Origin of the sequence: Gottfriedia acidiceleris, assembly GCF_036421055.1 — a bacterium.
GTDB classification, from domain to species: Bacteria; Bacillota; Bacilli; order Bacillales; family Bacillaceae_G; genus Gottfriedia; species Gottfriedia acidiceleris_C.
Map to the genome: position 1 here is coordinate 90259 of NZ_JAZGQS010000012.1, position 20337 is coordinate 110595.

Here is a 20337-nt window from a genome sequence, read left to right on the forward strand (position 1 = left end):
TAAATGCGGTTTTTTTCACAACCATATTTATTTTGGTAATTGTAATAACTCTATACTTTCACCGCTAGGTCCTTTAAAAAAGTAAATTTTGATACCATCTACACTTTCTCTCGGTATCTCTGTTGATAAACTGACACCCTTTTCTTTTAACTTTTCGATCTCTCTTTCCATGTTTTCTACTCTAAAAGCAATATGGCTGATTACCCCTTCTGCCCTTTTCTTTTTATCATCTAGAAACTGTAACAGTTCTATTTTTTGATTACCTGCTTTTAACAATGTGTACTGAGTTATTTCATCTTTTCCTTGCTTTTGGACTATGCACCCTAAAACTTTGGTATAGAAGTCAACCGATTCTTTCATGTTTTCGACAACAATTCCTACATGAGAATACCTCATTTCACACCTCCAGGTTAAGTTATGTAACAGACTACTGCTAGATTGAGAAACATCCAAACATTAATAATTCAATAACCTCATTTTATTTATGATACGGCTCATTCCTATTAATTCTAAAAGAACGATAGATTTGCTCAACTAAAACCAACTTCATTAATTGATGTGGAAAAGTCATTTTTGAAAATGATAATGTATCATCCGCTCTTTTCATCACAGCATCACTTAGACCTAATGATCCACCAATTACAAATGCTACTTTGCTGTTTCCATATGTGGCGAGTTGATCTATTTTTTTTGCTAATGATTCAGACGTATGTTCCTTCCCCTTAATTGCTAATGCAATTACATAAGCATCTTCTGCTATTTTACTTAAAATTCTTTCGCCTTCTTTTTCCTTTACGATTAGCATGTCTGCATCGCTTAAATTCTCTGGTGCTTTCTCATCTGGGACTTCGACAATATCCATTTTTGCGTAACTAGATAATCGTTTTATGTATTCATCGATCCCCATCTTTAAATACTTTTCTTTTAACTTTCCAACACTGATAATTGAGATATTCACAATATATCCTCACTTTACAAACAAGTTATACACAAAAGTTATCCACATACCCACAATTTCTATCCACATTTAGTGGGGGAATCTATGTTCGATACAATATATATGGCATCATTTTGACAATATTCACAGGTTGTGGATATATTATGCGTTTTTTCGACTTTATTCAACAGAGGTGTTTCACTATACTTATCCACAAAATCGTCAAGAGCCCATTCTATATGCTCATCACAGCTTAAAATTACTTTTTCCACTTATACACAGCTCCTTTTTTAATGCAAAAAAAAGAGGAGAAAGTAAACTCTCCCCTTAAGTATGCGCTTTGTTTTATACATACACTATATCTGTTGGTTTTTGAGGGTCCGTGTCATGAATTTCAAATTGCATTCCAACTTCAAATCCTTTTCCCTCTAATGTTTGTGTAACAGACATTCTGGCAAGCTCTTTCATATTATTATCTTGGCTTAAATGAGCCAGATAAATACGTTTTGTTTTATCTCCAATTACATCCGACATTGCAAGTGCAGCATCCTCATTTGATACGTGACCAACATCGCTTAATATACGGCGTTTAATGCTCCATGGATATCTACCCATGCGTAGCATTTCAACATCATGGTTACTTTCAAAAATGTACATATCTGCATTAGAAATGATACCCTTCATTCGGTCACTTACATAGCCCGTATCCGTAATTGTAACAAATTTTTTCTCGTTATGATGAAATACGTAAAACATTGGTTCAGCAGCATCATGTGATACTCCAAAAGATTCAACTTCAATATCCCCAAACTGAATCGTTGTTTCCATGTTAAAAATGAACTTTTGCTCTGTTGGAATTTCTCCTATTAAATGGTTCATTGCTTTCCATGTTTTTTCATTCGCGTAAATTGGGATTTGATGTCTTCTGGCAAGAACTCCAAGTCCTTTAATATGATCACTATGCTCATGCGTGACTAGTATGCCGGAAACTTCTTTTATATCCCTGTTGATTTCTTTAAATAAAGACTCCATCGCTTTACCGCTTAGTCCTGTATCAACTAAAAGCTTAGTTTTCTCCGTCCCAACGTATAACGCATTTCCGGTACTTCCACTTGCAAGTACACTAAAATGCAGACTCATCGCTATTCACTCCATTGTTCTTTATCTATCTTAATTATTTGTCCCTCAATAGCATTAACAAAGTAATCCTGCTGTTCATTTACAACTATATGCCACGCTGGTGCTATGAATTTAACACCATTCGATAACGGGATTACTGTATAATAGCCAAAATCAACTTTTGTAATTCGATCGCTTGGTTTTAATTCATCTTTTACAAATAAATTTTCAATGGCCTTAATTGCTGGTAAAGCTTCTTGCACATTCTTTTTATCGATCATTTCTTTTAAGTTTTCTAAATATCTTTGGCGATACCCGTAAATCTCGTTATTATCGTTATACTTTATTTCAACTACTGAGCTTTCGATATTATAAATTAAGCGATCTTTATAGGTTTGACAGAAGTATATCGTTTTTGAAGTTGGATCTATTTGACAATAACGATAGTTACCACCATTCCAAACATACTCCTTCACGAAGTTTTCTAAGAAGAGTATTTTATTTGTCTCTGCAATTGGTATTGGTTTTTTCAATTGACTTTGTAATACGTCTTTGTAAATTTGTATATTCTGTCCTTTTCTATCAGCAATAGTTGTTTTCTTCGAGAAATCCTTACTATTACCCGATATATAAGATTCCTTTAAAGAATTTTTAGGTAATGTCACATATGTGATATCATTTTCCTTTAATTGCTCCTCAATACTCGATTCTGCCATCGTATCAAACTGATCGCTACTTCGCTTTTGATAATATTGAATCGCTAAAAATAAATCTAATACTAAGAAAGTTAAAATAAATATTGTTTTGATCCTACTCCAATCCAACAATATTCACCCCAGTTCTACTTAGCAAATCTTGATCAATCTTCTTATATGTGTCATCGTAATTTATAATCCAAACAGGTTTTAACTGGATTGCTCTATTATAGTACGGCTGATTGATAGTTGATTTGTCTTCATCAAATATCGTCTCGTATCCTAAGCTAATATCCTTAATAAGGGATTTATTAATAGACTTATTATTAGATATGATCTCCATAATTTGAGGACCAGCCATTAATTCCATTTCACTTTCCTTCTTGTCGACCTGGATTCTAAATTTATACAATGGACGTTTAAAGGTTTCTATATCGTCTACTCCCCAACTCGTCGTAATTGTTGAATTATTATACACAGGTAAATTATTTACAAAAAGTCTAAATGAAACTTCGTTATTCTCAGGTTTAACACCAGACAAAATATATCCATCAGTCCAACCACCATGAGCATTAATAAAATCAACACTTCTTTGAACTAATAAATTAGGACTTTGATTATTATTATTTTCAGGTGTTGTCGGGTTAACAAATGAAATTGAACGATTTAATGGTGAAACTGACATTAATCTAGTACCGTCTGTGAATGTATCTCCTGAATCAGTACTTTCTTTTCGGACATTTGAAGGATCACTAAATATTGCATCTTTTAATTTATCAACATCTATATCCGTTGTAAGGAACTCCATCGTTGTTAATTTGATTGGTTTTTTAGGTAAATAAATTATTTTACCTGAATCTAACTTATATCTTAAGCTCTCAGTAAAGCTTTCGTAATTATCTCTAATCTTTTCAACTGAAGCAATAATTGAAGAGTTATCAAAGGTTGCTCCATAAAGAATATTTTGTGCTTCATTTGAAAAATAGATCCTTGCTGAAGAATCCTGTTTAGTAGATAAATTGATGATTATTCGGTCAAATAAAACATTTTGTAATCGTTTTGCATCTAGATTAAGAACTTTACCTAATGTTTCTACTGGCACTACAGTTGGAAAAATAATTTCTAATTTATTCTTTCCTTTTGTAATTGATTGGTAGGCAACTTCAGACGTTTTATTTGTAAGGTTTTCAAAATTTGTGATTTCCGATTTCTGCAATGATCTATAAATTGGTGTTATATTCCCCTGTTTAGTTGTTTCATAATTTTTATTTGATTCATGAACAACTAATAAATTCGGAATGACTATGTCCTTAAAGTCTCTTTTTGCACCAATCGAAACTTTTTGGACATAATCTTGATTTTGAAGTACATCATATGTTGGTTGATATGACCATAAGCTATATGAAAGAACTAAGCTTACGATAACAAGAATAGTTAATATAACTGATTTTATATGTTCTTTTCTCATTCCCACTCATCCTCTTGGTCATCAGCCACTGGAAGTGTGAAATAGACTGTTGTACCCTTTCCTTCTTCACTTTTAGCCCATATATGACCATCGTGCGCGTAAATCATTTCTTTTGCCAAAGCAAGCCCTAGGCCAGTGCCCCCAACTTGTCTCGATCTAGCTTTATCTACTCGATAAAAACGATCAAATATCTTTGAAAGATTTTCTTTTGGAATTCCCATACCTTCGTCAGTAATACTAACTAATATTTGATCTCTAGACTCTTTAATACGATAAGTCACAGTCCCACCCTCTGGTGAATACTTTAGTGCATTTGAAATAATATTATCTAACACTTGTGTAATTTTATCTTCATCTATAAATACAAATCTTGTCTTACTTATAAACTCACGTTTGAACGATACTTCTTGAGACTTACTCATTTCATGTCGATCAATTATACGATTAAATAATTCTGTAAAGTTAACCCAATCTTTCATTAAACGATATTCTGTACTATCTAACTTAGATAATTGTAATAAGTCATTAACTAATCGAATCATTCGCTCTGTTTCATCTTGGGTTACTTGTAAAAACTTAGGTGCAATGTCTTTATTCTCCCAAGCTCCATCTGACAATGCTTCTAAATAACTTCTCATCGTTGTTAACGGTGTTCTTAATTCATGCGAAACATTTGCGACAAACTCTCTACGCTCTTGCTCTATTTTTTCCTGTTCAGTTACATCATAGAGTACCGCGATTAGACCATTAACTTTACCAGACTCTTTTTGTATAGTTGAAAAGCTAGCTCGTAGAATCATTGGTCTCTTATTATCGCTATAATCTAACATAATTGAATCAGGCTCATCGTATAAATCATCTAAAGTATTAACCTTTTCGATTCCCAATACTTCTAAGATTGATTTATTTAAAACTGTTTCACGTGAAACATTAAGCATCGTTTCAGCTGGATCGTTTAAGAGAATAATCTTCCCTCTACGGTCAGTTGCAATAACCCCATCTGACATATGCTCAAGTACTGATTGAAGCTTTCTTCTTTCTCCATCCGTTGAAGCTCTGGCTTGCTGTAAATTACGCGATAGATTATTAAATGATATCGTTAATTCACCAATCTCATCTTCACTATAGGCCTTTAATTTGCGAGAGAAATTTCCTTTCGCCATTTCTTGGGCCTGTCTTCTTATTTCAGAGATTGGCTTCGTAATTGCTTTAGCCAATAATATCCCTAAAATTGAAGTAATCGCGACGGCAATAAGTGTACCAGTTGAAAAAATTCGATTAATTAACTCCATTCTTTCATAAGTGCTTTCCATGGAAGCACTTGTGTAAATGGCTGAAACAATCTCGTCACCTTCCATTACTGGGGTAACAATCGTTTTCATTCGATGACCATTTTTAGGATCAATTAACACTTTCTCAGTTCTAGTACCTACTAAAAGAGCTCTTTTAACTAAAATATCAGTCGTCCTTTTACCAACAATAGACCGATTACTAGAATCCGAAGTAGCAATGACTTCACTATTTTGGTTAATAACTCTTACGTCTGATATTCCAATATTCTTTCCGAAGTCAGAAACTATTTTTTGGATATTAGCTTTTACTTCTGGATCATCTAGTGTTTTCTTTTTTTCATACTCAATTTTTATATTGTAAGCCAATAACTTAGCACGTTCGTTTATCGCAACTGTAAAACTGTTTACAAGTTGCTTTTCGAGCTCTCTTGAAAAATAAACGCTAATAATTTGCATAGCCACCAAGATCAGTAATATATAAACAAGTACAAATTTAAATACAATTGATTTAAATAAACCAACTTTATTATAAGCTGCCATTAATCTTGCTCCGGATCACGCAGGTAATATCCTACTCCTCTTCTTGTTACAATGAAAAGTGGATAACTTGGATTGTCCTCAATTTTTTCACGAAGTCTTCGAATTGTTACATCGACAGTTCGTACATCTCCAAAGTAATCATAACCCCAAACAGTTTGAAGTAAATGTTCTCTCGTCATAACCTGTCCGATATGCTTCGCTAAGTAATATAGTAATTCAAATTCGCGGTGAGTTAATTCAATCTTCTCGCCACGCTTTGTTACGATATAAGCGTTTGGATTGATAACAAGCGAGCCAATAATAACTTCAACGGACTCTTCTTTTTCAGCTGTAGTTCCTGTTTGGTGTCTACGTAAATTTGCTTTTACTCTAGCAAGTAACTCACGTGTACTAAATGGTTTTGTAACGTAGTCATCTGCTCCCATTTCTAAACCAAGTACTTTATCTAATTCTGAGTCTTTTGCTGTAATCATAATGATCGGCATTTCATGGTTCTTTCTTATTTCTCTACAAACTTCTAAACCATCTCTAATAGGTAACATAATATCTAATAAAACTAGATCTGGAAGAAACTCATCTACTTTTTGTAATGCTTCCTCTCCATCATACGCGCAAACAATTTCAAAACCTTCTTTTTCTAAATTAAACTTCAATATATCAGCAATTGGTTTTTCATCATCGACTATTAATATTTTTTTATTCATTCCCCGCACTCCTTTTCTAGTCAGTTTTTGCTACCGTCAATTCTATACATATCTTTTGCTATTTAATATTAAATTAGGCAACAAATAAACTTATCATAGTAATTTCGTTTTGTGGACTATCTCTCTAAATATAATACGACTACGATCTTACGTGTTATTCTTTTTGTATATAAACACTAGATTTTTGAAAAAAACCTCTAGCTAGTTGTTGCTAGAGGTCTACTCCACTTACTTCTATTTTAAATTAAGTAGGTTTTTTTGTAAAATCGAACTGTTTTTATTCTATTTTATAAGGTTCATATAAAATAAAAAACTACTGTATATACAGTAGTTTTTATGATGGCTCGGGACGGAATCGAACCGCCGACACGAGGATTTTCAGTCCTCTGCTCTACCGACTGAGCTACCGAGCCAATATATGGCGGTCCCGACCGGGATCGAACCGGCGATCTCCTGCGTGACAGGCAGGCATGTTAACCGCTACACCACGGGACCAAGATAATTTTATTAAAAAAGGATGACCCGTACGGGACTCGAACCCGTGTTACCGCCGTGAAAGGGCGGTGTCTTAACCGCTTGACCAACGGGCCACATTAATTTAAGAAAAGATGAGCCATGAAGGATTCGAACCTTCGACCCTCTGATTAAAAGTCAGATGCTCTACCTACTGAGCTAATGGCTCATAAAATAATTAACTTCATAAACTATGTACTAGTTATGACGACAAGAATTATCTTATCATACATTCTAACAGTTTTGCAATAGTTTTTTTAAAAAAATAATAAAAGCCCCTAAATTTTTATTTAAGGGCTTTTTATTAAATTAAGCTCCGTAAACGTTACGTACGATATTCGTTTGATTACGATCTGGACCTACTGAGAATACAGATAATGGAATACCTACTAATTGAGACACACGTTCTACATAATGTCTTGCATTAACTGGTAGTTCATCAAGAGTTTTAACTCCTGTAATATCTTCTGTCCAACCTGGAAGTTCTTCATAAACTGGCTCACATTCTGCAAGTTGTTTTAAGCTAGCAGGGAACTCAGTAATTGTTTCTCCACGGAATTTATATGCAACGCAAATTTTTACAGTCTCTAGACCTGTTAATACGTCAATTGAGTTAAGTGATAAATCAGTAATACCACTAACGCGACGAGCGTGGCGAACTACTACACTATCAAACCAACCTACACGTCTTGGTCTTCCAGTAGTTGTTCCGTACTCGCGACCTACTTCACGAATTGTATTTCCAACTTCGTCGAAAAGCTCAGTTGGGAATGCACCTTCACCAACGCGAGTAGTGTAAGCTTTACAAACACCAACAACATGATTAATTTTTGTTGGACCAACACCAGATCCAATTGTTACTCCACCTGCAACTGGGTTAGAAGAAGTAACGAATGGGTATGTACCTTGGTCGATATCCAGCATTACACCTTGTGCGCCTTCAAATAATACGCGTTTTCCACCATCAATTGCATCATTTAATACAACAGAAGTATCACACACATATTTTTTAATTTGTTGTCCGAACTCATAATATTCTTCAAAAATCTCTTCGATATTTAATGCATTTGAATCATACATTTTTTCGAATAAATTATTTTTCTCTTCAAGGTTACGTTTTAATTTTTCGTAAAACTCTTCTTTATCTAAAAGGTCTGCCATACGGATTCCCACACGAGCAGCTTTGTCCATATACGCTGGTCCAATACCTTTTTTAGTAGTACCAATTTTATTATCACCTTTACGCTCTTCTTCTAACTCATCTTGTTTTAAATGATAAGGCAAGATAACATGAGCACGGTTACTAATACGTAAGTTGTCAGTTGTAACACCTTTATCATGTAGGTATGCTAGCTCTTGAACTAAAGCTTTAGGATCTACAACCATACCATTCCCAATAACACAAATTTTATCTGAGAAGAAAATACCTGATGGAATTAAATGAAGTTTGTACTTTTCACCATTAAATACGATTGTATGACCTGCGTTGTTACCACCTTGATATCTAGCAACTACTTCTGCCTGTTGTGATAAAAAGTCAGTTATTTTTCCTTTTCCTTCGTCTCCCCATTGAGAACCAACTACTACTACTGATGACAATGTACTGCACCTCCGATTAAAATACGCTATTTCCGAACTAAAACCAAAACTAGTATATCAAACTTACGGAATTTGTCAATGAATCTCTTTGAATAATTCTGTTCTAAGTTTTATTTGTTCGTAAATACAAACTAAAGAATTTGATGAAAATAGTTTGCCCTAACAAAAAAAAATAATCACATAGATTCACTATGTGATTATTTTTCAGATGGCATCCCAAGTCAATTAGTAGAAATCAGACTGATTAAACAGATTTGCGACTATCTGATTCCAAATAATTTTTAGGCACCTGGTGCTTGCTCATCAAACCTTCGTTCTAAGTTTACGAACTTGTTATATTCTTTTACGAATGCTAATGAAACAGTACCTACTGGACCATTCCTTTGTTTAGCAATTATGATTTCAATAATATTTTTATTCTCTGATTCTTTATCGTAGTAATCGTCTCGGTATAAGAACGCAACAATATCCGCATCTTGTTCAATACTTCCTGATTCACGGATATCAGACATCATTGGACGTTTATCCTGTCTTGACTCAACGCTTCGTGATAACTGAGATAAGGCTATTAGAGGTACTTTTAATTCTCTGGCCAGCCCTTTAAGAGATCGTGAAATTTCAGATACTTCTTGTTGACGATTTTCTCCACTTTTGCCGTTACCTTGAATAAGCTGTAGATAATCAATTAGGATCATTCCTAAGCCATGCTCTTGCTTCAACCTTCTACACTTAGCACGGATGTCATTTACTCTAATACCAGGTGTGTCATCAATATATATGCCTGTACCAGCTAGGCTACTAGCAGCCATCGTAAGCTTATTCCAGTCCTCTTGTTCGAGATTACCTGTACGCAATGCCTGTGCATTAATATTTCCTTCCGCACAAAGCATACGCATTACAAGCTGATCCGCTCCCATCTCGAGACTGAAAATTGCTACGTTTTCATCTGTTTTAGTCGCTACGTTTTGTGCGATATTCAACGCAAAAGCTGTTTTACCTACAGAAGGACGGGCAGCTACTATAATTAAGTCATTCGGCTGGAATCCAGCTGTCATACGATCTAAATCAGTAAAACCTGTCGGTACGCCAGTGATTTCGCCACGTTGATTAAATAAGGTCTCAATTTTACTAAATGTAGTAAATACTACATCTTTAATACTTTGAAAGCCAGAAACGTTTGTGCGCTGAGCTACTTTTAAAATACTTTTTTCAGCCTCGTTTAGTACAACATCTACTGGAATATCTGGCGCATAGCTTTCCGTTACAATATTTGTAGCAGTTCTTATTAATCTTCTTAAAGTAGATTTTTCTTCAACGCTCTTTGCATAGTATTCAACGTTAGATGCCGTTGGTACTGAAGCCAGCAAATCATTTAAGTATGATACTCCTCCTACTTCTTCTAAAACTCCCTGATTAGCTAGTTCAGAAGTTAACGTGATAACATCAAGAGGCTCATTCCTTGAAGCAATCTTAAGCATCGCTTCAAATATTTTTTGATGGGCAGCTCGATAAAAGTCATCTGGTAAAAGCCGTTCTGAAGTTGATATTAGCGCCTCTGAGTCTAACAATATGGCTCCTAATACAGCCTGTTCAGCTTCTATATTCTGTGGTGGAGTACGATCATTTAGCATATCACTCATTTCTAGTCCTCCAGATGCTTGTTTTTCTTATTGTTCTTTAACGTGTACTTTCAAAGTTGCACTTACTTCAGGATGTAATTTTACTTTAATATTAGTTACACCTAGCGCTCTAATCGCGTCATTCATTTCGAATTTACGCTTATCTAATTTAATACCATGTACTTTATTAAGCTCATCTGCAATTTGTTTGCTTGTGATTGATCCGAAAAGACGACCACCCTCACCTGATTTAGCTTTTAGTTCTACTGTTAAAGTTTCAATTGTTTCTTTTAGCTTTTTACAATTTTCTAATTCGATTTGTGCATCTTTTAATTCTTTATTTTTTTTCGCTTCAAGAGTTTTCATATTACCTGCAGTAGCTTCAATAGCATCTCCGTTTTTGATTAAGAAGCTTGCATAACCATCTGCAATATTTTTAGTTTCTCCTTTTTTACCTTTTCCTTTTACATCCTTTAAGAAAATTACTTTCATTTGTTCGTTCTCCCTTCAATATATTCATCGATTATTCTCAATAATTGTTGTTCAACTTCTCTGATTGAAGAAGATTCAATTTGTGCAGCAGCATTTGTTAAGTGACCGCCACCGCCAAGCTCTTCCATTATTAACTGAACATTTATATTCCCTAATGAACGACTGCTAATGCTAACAACATTATCTGATCTTTTCGCAATAACAAAAGATGCAATGACATCCGTCATCGTTAATAATGTATCTGCTGCCTTTGCGATTAAAACTTGATCGTAGTTTACATTGTCTTTTCCAAAGCTAATCGCAAAGCCCTCTTTATACATATAGGCTTCCTCTATCAATTCTGCTTTGCGAATATATTCATTCATATCTTGTTTTAGTAAATTTTGAACGAGGATCGTATCTGCGCCATTCGAACGCAAGTATGACGCTGCATCAAAAGTTCTTGCTCCTGTTCGGAAAGTAAAACTCTTTGTATCAACAATAATACCTGCAAGTAAAGCTGTTGCCTCAAGCATGCTTAATTTTATTTTTTTAGGTTGGTATTCCAATAACTCAGTTACTAATTCTGCAGTAGAGGAAGCGTAAGGCTCCATATAAACAAGAATGGCATCTTTTATGAAGTCCTCTCCTCTTCGATGATGGTCTATAACAACAATTTTATCTGTCTCATTTAGAAGTGATTCTTCTTCTACCATTGTTGGTCTATGAGTATCTACTACGATTATTAATGTATCTTCAGAAATAAGTTCTTTTGCTTTTTCGGATGAAATAAAACAAGACATAAATTGTTCATTTTTAGACATTTCCCTCATCAAGCGATTAACACTTTTATCTACTTCATTTTTATTAATTACTACATAACCATCCACTTCATTGTGCATTACCATTTTTAAGATACCAACTGCTGAACCAAGAGCATCCATGTCAGGTAACTTATGACCCATTATCATAACGTTAGTGCTACTCTTCATTAAATCTCTTAATGCATGCGAAATTACCCTTGCTCTAACCCTCGTCCTCTTTTCTACAGGGTTTGTTTTTCCACCAAAAAACTTTACTTTACCGTTAATGTTTTTAACAGTAACTTGATCTCCCCCGCGCCCTAGTGCTAAATCTAAACCAGATTGAGCTAGTTGGCCAAGTTCGGTTAAATTTAAACTGCCTACTCCGACACCGACGCTTAGAGTAAGAGGTAAATTACGCTTTGTAGTTTCTTCCCTTACTTGGTCTAATATCGAAAATTTATTATTCTCTAATGCCGCCAAAATTCCTTCATTTAAAACTACACTATATCGATCAGATGAAACACGTTTCAAGAACATTCCATGGCTATTAGCCCAACTATTTAATATTGTTGTAACTGCCCCATTTACACTAGATCTCTCCTGATCATCTAAGCCCTGTGTCATTTCATCGTAATTATCTAGTAAAATAATTCCGATTACTGTTCTTTGATCTTCGTATAACTTCTCTAGTTGCGCCTGTTCTGTCACATCAAATAAGTAAATGTAACGCTCTTCTCTTTTAATAACTACCCGATAAGTTCTTTTACTTATATTTAATACATCTTCTTTTTTCTCTTTTTTAGAAATTAAAGCCATTAATCCTTCAGATAGATCATATATGTGTTTACCAATTAATGAACGATCGTCTAAAATATTTAAAATATATTGATTGCCCCATTCAATATGGTACTCTCTATCATAAAGTAAAACTCCAATTGGCATTTCTGTAATTGCTTCGTTACTTAAATTTTTCACTCTCGACATAACTGATTCTATATACATATCTAAAACGTAGCGATACTTAATTTCTAGCTTTACAACTAGAAAAATAACGCATAGAAAGATAATGATAAAAATTATCCCTATTTTAGGTTGAATATAGACTACAGTTCCGATCAGAAACACTGAAAGAGCAGTTAAAAGATAGACGGGTATAAGAAACATCTGTTTCTTATGAAAATCTTGCATATGTTCAACCCCTAAGCCAAATAAAATCTAACTTACATATTAAAGTTTATTCACTTTTTCACAACAAATTAGTAACAAATATGTTTTTAAATTTAAATTTTTCTTCTATTAAATATTCCAATTGAGACAATTCCAATCAGTAAAACAATATAAATTAATGGTTGAATGATAAAACTTGCGATCAGTATAATAATTGGTACCGCTTTAGAAAAATGTTTTATATAACTAAAATAAAATATCGATGCGTAACCTTGAACGAGCAGTAAAATTTGAAGCACATATGTTAAGTTAATCACTGCCGTACTGAGGAAACTACTTTGTTTCAAATTGAAAAATGAAAAAATCATGACAATTAAAAAGAACCACATGAATCCTACTGGTAGTCTAAACTCTCTAAATGGCTTAAATTTCGGAGTTTTATAACCTAATCTTCTAATTAATGGAAAAGTTACTAGTTGTGTTAAAAAAGCAAGTATAAAACTGACCATTAACAATAATGAAGGAATTAATGTAGGGATTAATTTAATAGCATTTGTAAGACTATCTAATGCCTTTTCATTGGCGTTTGTACCAAGACTTGCACTAAGTTCCTTACTTTTTTCTATAGCTTCCGTTGCCAAGTCTATATTCTCTTTAATGAAATCAATATGAAAAACAGCTTTGAATAGTATGTAAGATAGTACTGTATGTATTAAATATAAAAAGGTACTAGTAAGTAAGATCTCGCCTTTACTTCGCTCATTCTTTAATAAATATCCAATTGCTATACCAACTGTTGAGTACATTAAAGTAATTGGAAGTAAATTAAATGAGGTAATCACAATAGTTAATCCCAGAGCCACACAGCAAAGTAAAAGTGATTCCTTAATTGAGTATTTAATACTTAGAATAATAAACGGCAGTGGCATAAGGAATGCCATAAAAATTGAGAGAAACGGTACAAATCTAAATATTAACAGTAGTACTGAGTAAATAGCTAATAGTACTGCACCCTCGGTAATAAATCGAGTCGATTTCAAAATAAAGCTCCTTTCAACTACCTCTACTTATTTCTCGATAAGCATACTATTTCTTATTTTACCATAAAACTTATTTTTTCATAAATACAAAAAAAGTACAGCACGAGAATGCTGTACTTTTTATTACTTAGCTTATTCAGCTACGTATGGTAATAAAGCCATTTGACGAGCGCGTTTGATTGCGATCGTTAATTTACGTTGGTATTTCGCAGAAGTACCAGTTACACGACGAGGTAAAATTTTACCACGCTCAGAAACGAAACGTTTTAATAACTCAGTATCTTTGAAGTCGATTGTAGTGATGCCATTTGAAGTAAAGTAACAAACTTTACGACGTTTAGCGCGTCCACCTTTGCGTCCACCCATTGCCATTGTTATTTCCCTCCTCTACTTAAAAATTAGTTTTTTAGTAATGCTAACCGTTCAACATTACAGTGTTTTTATTATTAGAAAGGAAGATCGTCATCAGTAATATCAATCGTTTTGCTTGTCCCACCAAATGGATCATCATTAAAGCTAGGCTTCTGAGATGGTGCTTCGAAAGGATTTCCAGCGTTAAAACCTTGATTTTGTTGATTCATACCGAATGAACCACCTTGGTTACCTGATGCATTTCTTGGTTCTAAGAATTGAACAGAGTCAGCTACAACTTCAGTTACATATACTCTCTTACCATCTTGACCATCAAAACTTCTAGTTTGAATACGTCCCTCAACCCCAGCTAAGCTTCCTTTTTTCAAGAAGTTTGCTACGTTTTCAGCAGGCTTTCTCCAGATTACGCAGTTAATAAAATCTGCTTCTCTTTCACCTTGCTGATTTGAGTAGGTACGATTCACCGCTAGAGTAAATGTTGCTACGGCAACCCCACTTGGCGTATAACGTAAGTCCGGATCCTTTGTTAAGCGACCTACAAGTACAACACGATTGATCATCTGATTCCTACCTCCCTAAAGCATTTAAAAAATATTATTTTTCTTCTTCACGGATAACGATGTGGCGGATGATATCTTCGCTGATTTTCGCTAAACGATCGAATTCTTGTACTGCTTCTGGCTTAGCAGAAACGTTTACAAGCATGTAGTGTCCATCACGGAAATCGTTAATTTCATAAGCTAAACGACGTTTACCCCACTCTTTAACGTTTGTGATTTCAGCACCTTGTTCAGTTAAAACGCTGTTGAAACGCTCAACTAATGCTTTTTGTGCCTCGTCTTCCATGTTTGGACGAACGATGTACATGATTTCGTATTTATTCATCACAATGTCACCTCCTTTTGGTCTAACGGCCCAATTAAGGGCAAGGAGCAATTTAATTAATCACTCACGAGTTAAAATTATAGCATAGTTTTTTTTAGATAGCAAATCAATAATTCAGTTGCTATTTCATTAAACATTAAATCGGAAATGCATTACGTCTCCATCTTGTACAATGTACTCTTTACCTTCAAGACGAACTTTACCTGCTTCTTTTGCAGCCGTCATGTTACCATAATTCGCTAGATCCTCAAAAGAAACTGTTTCTGCGCGGATAAATCCACGTTCGAAGTCACTATGAATTACGCCAGCACATTGTGGAGCTTTCATACCTCTTTTAAATGTCCATGCTCTTACTTCTTGTACCCCCGCAGTGAAATAAGTTGCCAATCCTAATAAAGAATAAGCTGCACGAATTAATTGATCCAAACCTGATTCTTCAATTCCAAGTTCTTGAAGGAATGTACGTTTTTCTTCATCATCTAACTCAGCAATTTCTTCTTCAATTTTTGCGCTGATTACGATTACTTGAGAACCTTCTTCAGCTGCAAACTCTCTTACTTTTTCTACGTATTCGTTAGATGAAGCATCTGCAATGTCATCCTCACCAACATTAGTGATATAAAGCATTGGCTTAGTCGTTAATAAGTGTAACCCTTTTACTACTTTCATTTGCTCTTCCGTAAACTCTACTGAACGAGCTGGCTTGTCATTTTCAAAAGCTTCTCTTAATTTTACTAAAATTTCATGTTCAAAAGATGCATCTTTATCTTTTTGTTTCGCTAATTTAGCTACACGATCAATACGTTTTTCAACTGATTCTAAGTCTGCAAGAATTAGTTCTAAGTTAATTGTTTCAATATCTGCAATTGGATCTACTTTTCCAGATACGTGAGTAATATTATCATCTGCAAAGCAACGTACTACTTGGCAAATTGCGTCTACTTCACGAATATGAGATAAAAACTTATTTCCTAATCCTTCACCTTTACTTGCACCTTTAACGATTCCTGCGATATCAGTGAATTCAAATGTTGTTGGAACAGTTTTTTTAGGTTGAACTAATTCAGTTAATTTTACTAAACGGTAATCTGGTACTTCTACCACACCTACGTTTGGATCAATTGTACAAAACGGATAGTTTGCTGATTCAGCACCGGCTTGTGTAATTGCATTAAATAATGTCGACTTTCCTACGTTTGGTAATCCTACGATCCCTGCTGTTAATGGCATATTTTCCACTCCTATACGAACTTAGTTAATCTTTCACAATTATATTGATTTCAAAAAAAAATAACAAGAAAATCTGAATATTAATTCTAAACATACGAAAGGTATCTAATACGAGCGATCCTTCAAATTGCTCTACTAGATACCCTTTGATTTAAAAATCGTCCTACTCTTCCGATCGAACTAAAACCTTTTTTAATTTTCGTGTGAACTCTCTGCGAGGTATTAAAACGCTATGCTCACATCCCTCACATTTTAATCGAATGTCCATACCCATTCGAATAATTTTCCATCTGTTCACTCCACAAGGATGAGGTTTTTTCATTTCTACTATATCATTTAGATTAAATTCTTTTTCTTCCATGTGAAAACTTCACTTCCTTAAAATAGTAGCATACAAACTAGACATTCGCATTTTCATTTTTAGTTTCTGGTTGTTTATATAATACCATCTTTGGATATGAAATTTCTATGTTATTTCTTTCAAGTACTTCCTTAATTTCTTTTCGAATTGCTCTAGCAATTTTAAACTGTGTCATTGCTCTAACTTCTGAAGAGATTCGTAATGTTACTTCAGTTGGTCCTAAGTTTTGTATCCCAAGAAACTCTGGAGGTTTTACCATTTCTTCATATCTAGCTGGCATCGTTTCTAAATGCTCTTCAATTACATTTTGCGCATGTTCAATATCCCCTTCATACGAAATACTAACATCGACCATTGCTACAGCATTATGTAATGAAAAATTGGTTACTTCAGTAATCATTCCATTTTGGATGATATGAAGCTCACCTGTCCCGCTTCTAATTTTAGTTGTTTTTAAACCGATTGATAATACTGTTCCTTCGAAAGTTTGAACTCTAATGTAATCACCAACAGAGAATTGATCTTCAAACAAAATAAAAAATCCAGAAATGATATCTTTTACTAAGCTTTGTGCACCAAAACCAATTGCTACGCCACCTATTCCAGCTCCAACTAAAAGCCCTTTTATTTCCACACCAAATATCGGGAGAATCGTCAAAGCAGCAATAAAGAATATGACATATGCAAGTACATTTTCCATCAATTTAATAAGTGTTACTGATCTTCGCTCTGATACTTGTAATGGTCCTCTAGCATTAACCTTTAAGAGATTACGAATTAATTTTCTCCCGAGTTTTACAGCTACTACTGAAACGATAATAATAAGAGCTATTTTTATTGATGAATTTAAAATTGTGTCCCATTGTTCTGGAGTTAGCATGCTTTTTTTTATTACTTTTTCAGCATTTTCTATTTTATCTGCTGTATTATTCATACTGTCTTTTCCCCCTATCTATTTTCAAGTAACTTCAAACGTAATACTAAACGAATTATCATTTTAAAACTACAAAAATGTACAAATGTAATAATAGTTTAATTTAATAATGAAGATCGCTTGACGAAAGTATAAATTGTTTAAATTTTGCATAAACTATTACTACTCTCTTAAATGAAAAGTAGGCGATATTATGCAATTTTCAGCAAATCCTTTGCGTAACCTATTCAAAGATGATTATTCTGTATTTCTAGATGACGAAAACGCTATTAACAGATTTGCAGATCGTTTATGTAAGTCGCTTCCTAGTGTACACACTAAAGAAATTGTTTTTGTATGTATTGGAACTGACCGTTCTACGGGAGACTCTTTAGGTCCTTTAGTTGGAACCATGTTAGGAGAACTAAACTTAAGTAGGTTTCATTATTATGGTACTCTTGATGAGCCAATTCATGCGTTAAATCTTTCAGAACAACTTGAAAGAATTAAAGGCAAGTATAATAATCCATTTATCATTGCTGTTGATGCATGTCTAGGCAGAGTAAAAAGTATTGGTAGCGTACGCCTATCTAATGGTCCGTTAAAACCAGGTGCAGCAATGAAAAAAGAATTACCTTTAGTTGGTGAAATTAATTTAACCGGAGTTGTGAATGTTAGTGGATTTATGGAATTCTACGTTCTCCAAAATACTAGATTAAGCCTTGTAATGAAAATGGCTAAGTTTATTGCGAATTCAATAAAAGAAACCGAAAGAAAATTTACGTGCCAATTAGATTTTTAACATAATAGTTTCCTAACTTTCAAGGATGAAAATGTCAAAAAAAAACAAAAAGGGAGTATTAACTGCATTGGACGCCAACACATTTAATATTCCCTATGAGTAACTCATTTAATAATCGAAAGAATTCTCTCTAAATCTTCTTTGTTAAAGAATTGGATTTCTATTTTCCCTTTATCTTTTGCCGATTTAATTTTAACTGACGTTCCGAATTTTTCTTGTAAAAGATCCTCATACTCACTAAAAAATATATTCTTAGTTGGATTTTTCTTTGATGTTTCACGTGAAACATTTTCATTTAAATCATTAACTAACGTTTCAACCTCACGAACACTTAAGTTTTTTTCAATTACTTTTAGTGCGGTACTTTCAATTAACCCTTTTCGTTTTAGTCCTAAAAGTGCTCTTCCGTGTCCCATCGAGAGAGTACCTTCTTCAACCATTTTTTGAACAGAATTAGGTAATGTTAAAATCCTTAAATAGTTAGCAATATGCGGACGACTTTTTCCAAGTTTCTTTGCCAGTTGTTCTTGTGTTAAGTGTAATTGTTCAATTAAAGTTTGATATGCTTCAGCTTCTTCAAGAGGATTTAAATCATCTCGCTGTAGATTTTCTAATACAGCTAACTCCATCATTTGCTCTTCAGTAAGGTCTCTTACAATAACTGGAACTGTATTCAAACCTGCATTTTTTGCAGCGCGATATCTTCTTTCTCCAGCAACAATTTGGAAACCTTTTATGCTTTTTCTAGCAATGATTGGTTGAAGAATCCCATGTTCAATTACTGACTGAGTTAATTCCAACATTGCAGTCTCATCAAATACTTTGCGAGGTTGGTATGGATTAGGTCTAAGTTCTTTAAGATCAATTTCCTGAACTAACTCTTCTTGTTGATTTATATCTTGAAAAAAAGCTCCAATACCTTTTCCTAAACCTTTAGCCATTATCAATCACTTCCTTTGCTAAATCGAGATATACTTCTGCACCTCTTGACTTTGGATCATATGTAATGATCGGTTTACCATGACTTGGTGCTTCACTTAAGCGTACATTTCTTGGAATAATTGATTTATAGACGCGATCTTGAAAATATTTTTTTACTTCTTCTATAACTTGGAGCCCTAAATTTGTACGAGCATCTAGCATTGTTAACAATACGCCTTCAATTGCTAAATTTTTATTTAAATGTTTTTGTACTAAACGTACAGTACTTAATAGCTGACTTAAACCTTCAAGTGCGTAATACTCACACTGAACTGGAATAATAATCGAATCAGATGCAGTTAGTGAGTTTAAAGTTAATAAACCTAGTGATGGAGGACAATCTATTAAAATATAATCATAGTTACCTTTTACTGTATCTAAAGCACGTTTTAATCGTACTTCTCTAGAAATAGTAGGAACTAATTCAATTTCTGCTCCAGCAAGTTGAATTGTTGCTGGAATAATATCAAAATTTGGAATAGCAGTGTTTAAAATGACATTTTTCGCCTCAACATCATCAACTAATACATTGTAAACACACTGATTTACATCAGCTTTTTCAATTCCAATACCACTAGTTGCATTACCTTGAGGATCTATATCGACTAGTAATACTTTTTTTCCTAAGTGAGCTAAACAAGCACTTAAATTTACTGATGTTGTAGTCTTACCAACACCACCTTTTTGATTAGCTATAGAGATTACTTTAACCACTATGTAATCTACTCCTTCCACAACAAACAATTCTTATTCTCTATTTTACCATGAATAGATTCATCGTTGTGTCTTGATTTAAAAATGAATAAAAAAATTCACCACTGAA

The 20337-nt window shown here is 33.9% G+C and carries 22 protein-coding genes and 4 tRNA genes; 1 reads left to right on the top strand and 25 read right to left on the bottom strand.

Annotation, left to right across the window (positions count from 1 at the left end):
* Positions 1-27 precede the first annotated feature (27 nt).
* The 23 genes from RAH41_RS17695 to RAH41_RS17805 form a co-directional block, all read right to left on the bottom strand.
* Positions 28-396, bottom strand: a complete 369-nt coding sequence (locus RAH41_RS17695; protein ID WP_331224352.1) for a VOC family protein — start codon at positions 394-396, stop codon at positions 28-30.
* Between the two features lie 82 nt (positions 397-478).
* Positions 479-958 (bottom strand): 23S rRNA (pseudouridine(1915)-N(3))-methyltransferase RlmH, encoded by a 480-nt coding sequence (gene rlmH, locus RAH41_RS17700; protein WP_331224353.1) that lies wholly within the window; start codon positions 956-958, stop codon positions 479-481.
* Positions 959-1017: 59 nt separating this feature from the next.
* Positions 1018-1209, bottom strand: coding sequence for a CxxH/CxxC protein (locus tag RAH41_RS17705; protein WP_056467203.1), 192 nt, complete (start codon positions 1207-1209; stop codon positions 1018-1020).
* A 73-nt stretch (positions 1210-1282) separates the two neighbouring features.
* A complete protein-coding gene (locus RAH41_RS17710; RefSeq protein ID WP_331224355.1) occupies positions 1283-2077 on the bottom strand; it encodes an MBL fold metallo-hydrolase in 795 nt (264 codons plus the stop codon).
* A 2-nt stretch (positions 2078-2079) separates the two neighbouring features.
* Positions 2080-2880 carry a two-component system regulatory protein YycI gene (locus tag RAH41_RS17715; RefSeq protein ID WP_331224356.1) on the bottom strand — a complete coding sequence of 267 codons (801 nt, stop codon included), beginning with the start codon at positions 2878-2880 and terminating at the stop codon, positions 2080-2082.
* The gene (locus tag RAH41_RS17720) at positions 2867-4219 is read right to left on the bottom strand and encodes a YycH family regulatory protein (RefSeq protein ID WP_331224357.1); all 1353 of its coding nucleotides are present in this window, start codon (positions 4217-4219) and stop codon (positions 2867-2869) included. Before RAH41_RS17720 ends, RAH41_RS17715 begins: the two co-directional genes overlap by 14 nt.
* Entirely contained in the window at positions 4216-6051 is a 1836-nt protein-coding gene (gene walK, locus RAH41_RS17725) for a cell wall metabolism sensor histidine kinase WalK (RefSeq protein ID WP_331224359.1), read from the bottom strand. Before walK ends, RAH41_RS17720 begins: the two co-directional genes overlap by 4 nt.
* Positions 6051-6755 (bottom strand): response regulator YycF, encoded by a 705-nt coding sequence (gene yycF, locus RAH41_RS17730; protein WP_331224361.1) that lies wholly within the window; start codon positions 6753-6755, stop codon positions 6051-6053. The genes walK and yycF overlap by 1 nt, the downstream gene beginning before the upstream one ends.
* A 340-nt stretch (positions 6756-7095) precedes the next feature.
* Positions 7096-7168, bottom strand: a tRNA-Phe gene (locus RAH41_RS17735).
* Between the two features lie 6 nt (positions 7169-7174).
* Positions 7175-7250: transfer RNA gene (locus tag RAH41_RS17740), tRNA-Asp, on the bottom strand.
* 23 nt (positions 7251-7273) lie between these two features.
* Positions 7274-7345, bottom strand: a tRNA-Glu gene (locus RAH41_RS17745).
* Positions 7346-7364: 19 nt separating this feature from the next.
* Positions 7365-7437, bottom strand: a tRNA-Lys gene (locus tag RAH41_RS17750).
* A 140-nt stretch (positions 7438-7577) separates the two neighbouring features.
* Positions 7578-8867, bottom strand: a complete 1290-nt coding sequence (locus RAH41_RS17755) for an adenylosuccinate synthase (protein ID WP_331224363.1) — start codon at positions 8865-8867, stop codon at positions 7578-7580.
* A gap of 281 nt (positions 8868-9148) precedes the next feature.
* Complete coding sequence (dnaB, locus tag RAH41_RS17760) at positions 9149-10507, bottom strand: replicative DNA helicase (protein ID WP_331224365.1); 1359 nt, start codon at positions 10505-10507, stop codon at positions 9149-9151.
* Between the two features lie 27 nt (positions 10508-10534).
* Positions 10535-10978, bottom strand: a complete 444-nt coding sequence (rplI, locus tag RAH41_RS17765) for a 50S ribosomal protein L9 (RefSeq protein WP_098429571.1) — start codon at positions 10976-10978, stop codon at positions 10535-10537.
* The gene (locus RAH41_RS17770) at positions 10975-12951 is read right to left on the bottom strand and encodes a DHH family phosphoesterase (protein ID WP_331224370.1); all 1977 of its coding nucleotides are present in this window, start codon (positions 12949-12951) and stop codon (positions 10975-10977) included. The genes rplI and RAH41_RS17770 overlap by 4 nt, the downstream gene beginning before the upstream one ends.
* Before the next feature lie 92 nt (positions 12952-13043).
* Positions 13044-13970 (bottom strand): YybS family protein, encoded by a 927-nt coding sequence (locus tag RAH41_RS17775; RefSeq protein ID WP_331224371.1) that lies wholly within the window; start codon positions 13968-13970, stop codon positions 13044-13046.
* A gap of 132 nt (positions 13971-14102) precedes the next feature.
* Entirely contained in the window at positions 14103-14336 is a 234-nt protein-coding gene (rpsR, locus tag RAH41_RS17780; RefSeq protein WP_025568960.1) for a 30S ribosomal protein S18, read from the bottom strand.
* 80 nt (positions 14337-14416) lie between these two features.
* Complete coding sequence (gene ssb, locus RAH41_RS17785; RefSeq protein ID WP_025568959.1) at positions 14417-14902, bottom strand: single-stranded DNA-binding protein; 486 nt, start codon at positions 14900-14902, stop codon at positions 14417-14419.
* Positions 14903-14936: 34 nt separating this feature from the next.
* Positions 14937-15227, bottom strand: coding sequence for a 30S ribosomal protein S6 (gene rpsF / locus RAH41_RS17790; RefSeq protein WP_088012667.1), 291 nt, complete (start codon positions 15225-15227; stop codon positions 14937-14939).
* Between the two features lie 129 nt (positions 15228-15356).
* Positions 15357-16457, bottom strand: a complete 1101-nt coding sequence (gene ychF / locus RAH41_RS17795; protein WP_331224372.1) for a redox-regulated ATPase YchF — start codon at positions 16455-16457, stop codon at positions 15357-15359.
* Positions 16458-16620: 163 nt separating this feature from the next.
* Positions 16621-16818: a DUF951 domain-containing protein gene (locus tag RAH41_RS17800; RefSeq protein ID WP_098232427.1), complete on the bottom strand. Its 198-nt coding sequence runs from the start codon at positions 16816-16818 to the stop codon at positions 16621-16623.
* A 37-nt stretch (positions 16819-16855) separates the two neighbouring features.
* Positions 16856-17752 (bottom strand): mechanosensitive ion channel family protein, encoded by an 897-nt coding sequence (locus RAH41_RS17805; protein WP_331224375.1) that lies wholly within the window; start codon positions 17750-17752, stop codon positions 16856-16858.
* Positions 17753-17945: 193 nt separating this feature from the next.
* On the opposite strand from RAH41_RS17805, the gene yyaC reads away from it, so the two are divergent.
* Positions 17946-18533: a spore protease YyaC gene (gene yyaC, locus RAH41_RS17810; RefSeq protein ID WP_049813552.1), complete on the top strand. Its 588-nt coding sequence runs from the start codon at positions 17946-17948 to the stop codon at positions 18531-18533.
* 104 nt (positions 18534-18637) lie between these two features.
* Here the strand turns inward: yyaC and RAH41_RS17815 are convergent, their stop codons facing one another.
* Both RAH41_RS17815 and RAH41_RS17820 read right to left on the bottom strand, forming a co-directional pair.
* Positions 18638-19474, bottom strand: coding sequence for a ParB/RepB/Spo0J family partition protein (locus RAH41_RS17815; protein WP_331224379.1), 837 nt, complete (start codon positions 19472-19474; stop codon positions 18638-18640).
* A complete protein-coding gene (locus RAH41_RS17820) occupies positions 19467-20228 on the bottom strand; it encodes a ParA family protein (RefSeq protein WP_025568951.1) in 762 nt (253 codons plus the stop codon). Before RAH41_RS17820 ends, RAH41_RS17815 begins: the two co-directional genes overlap by 8 nt.
* Between the last annotated feature and the right edge of the window lie 109 nt (positions 20229-20337).

What these genes read in the sequence shown, in the direction of transcription:
- RAH41_RS17695 (WP_331224352.1), bottom strand. Translation starts at nt 396, where the DNA reads ATGAGGTATTCTCATGTAGGAATTGTTGTCGAAAACATGAAAGAATCG.
- RAH41_RS17710 (WP_331224355.1), bottom strand. Translation starts at nt 2,077, where the DNA reads ATGAGTCTGCATTTTAGTGTACTTGCAAGTGGAAGTACCGGAAATGCG.
- RAH41_RS17720 (WP_331224357.1), bottom strand. Translation starts at nt 4,219, where the DNA reads ATGAGAAAAGAACATATAAAATCAGTTATATTAACTATTCTTGTTATC.
- walK (WP_331224359.1), bottom strand. Translation starts at nt 6,051, where the DNA reads ATGGCAGCTTATAATAAAGTTGGTTTATTTAAATCAATTGTATTTAAA.
- yycF (WP_331224361.1), bottom strand. Translation starts at nt 6,755, where the DNA reads ATGAATAAAAAAATATTAATAGTCGATGATGAAAAACCAATTGCTGAT.
- dnaB (WP_331224365.1), bottom strand. Translation starts at nt 10,507, where the DNA reads ATGAGTGATATGCTAAATGATCGTACTCCACCACAGAATATAGAAGCT.
- rplI (WP_098429571.1), bottom strand. Translation starts at nt 10,978, where the DNA reads ATGAAAGTAATTTTCTTAAAGGATGTAAAAGGAAAAGGTAAAAAAGGA.
- RAH41_RS17770 (WP_331224370.1), bottom strand. Translation starts at nt 12,951, where the DNA reads ATGCAAGATTTTCATAAGAAACAGATGTTTCTTATACCCGTCTATCTT.
- rpsR (WP_025568960.1), bottom strand. Translation starts at nt 14,336, where the DNA reads ATGGGTGGACGCAAAGGTGGACGCGCTAAACGTCGTAAAGTTTGTTAC.
- ssb (WP_025568959.1), bottom strand. Translation starts at nt 14,902, where the DNA reads ATGATCAATCGTGTTGTACTTGTAGGTCGCTTAACAAAGGATCCGGAC.
- rpsF (WP_088012667.1), bottom strand. Translation starts at nt 15,227, where the DNA reads ATGAATAAATACGAAATCATGTACATCGTTCGTCCAAACATGGAAGAC.
- ychF (WP_331224372.1), bottom strand. Translation starts at nt 16,457, where the DNA reads ATGCCATTAACAGCAGGGATCGTAGGATTACCAAACGTAGGAAAGTCG.
- RAH41_RS17800 (WP_098232427.1), bottom strand. Translation starts at nt 16,818, where the DNA reads ATGGAAGAAAAAGAATTTAATCTAAATGATATAGTAGAAATGAAAAAA.
- RAH41_RS17805 (WP_331224375.1), bottom strand. Translation starts at nt 17,752, where the DNA reads ATGAATAATACAGCAGATAAAATAGAAAATGCTGAAAAAGTAATAAAA.
- yyaC (WP_049813552.1), top strand. Translation starts at nt 17,946, where the DNA reads ATGCAATTTTCAGCAAATCCTTTGCGTAACCTATTCAAAGATGATTAT.
- RAH41_RS17815 (WP_331224379.1), bottom strand. Translation starts at nt 19,474, where the DNA reads ATGGCTAAAGGTTTAGGAAAAGGTATTGGAGCTTTTTTTCAAGATATA.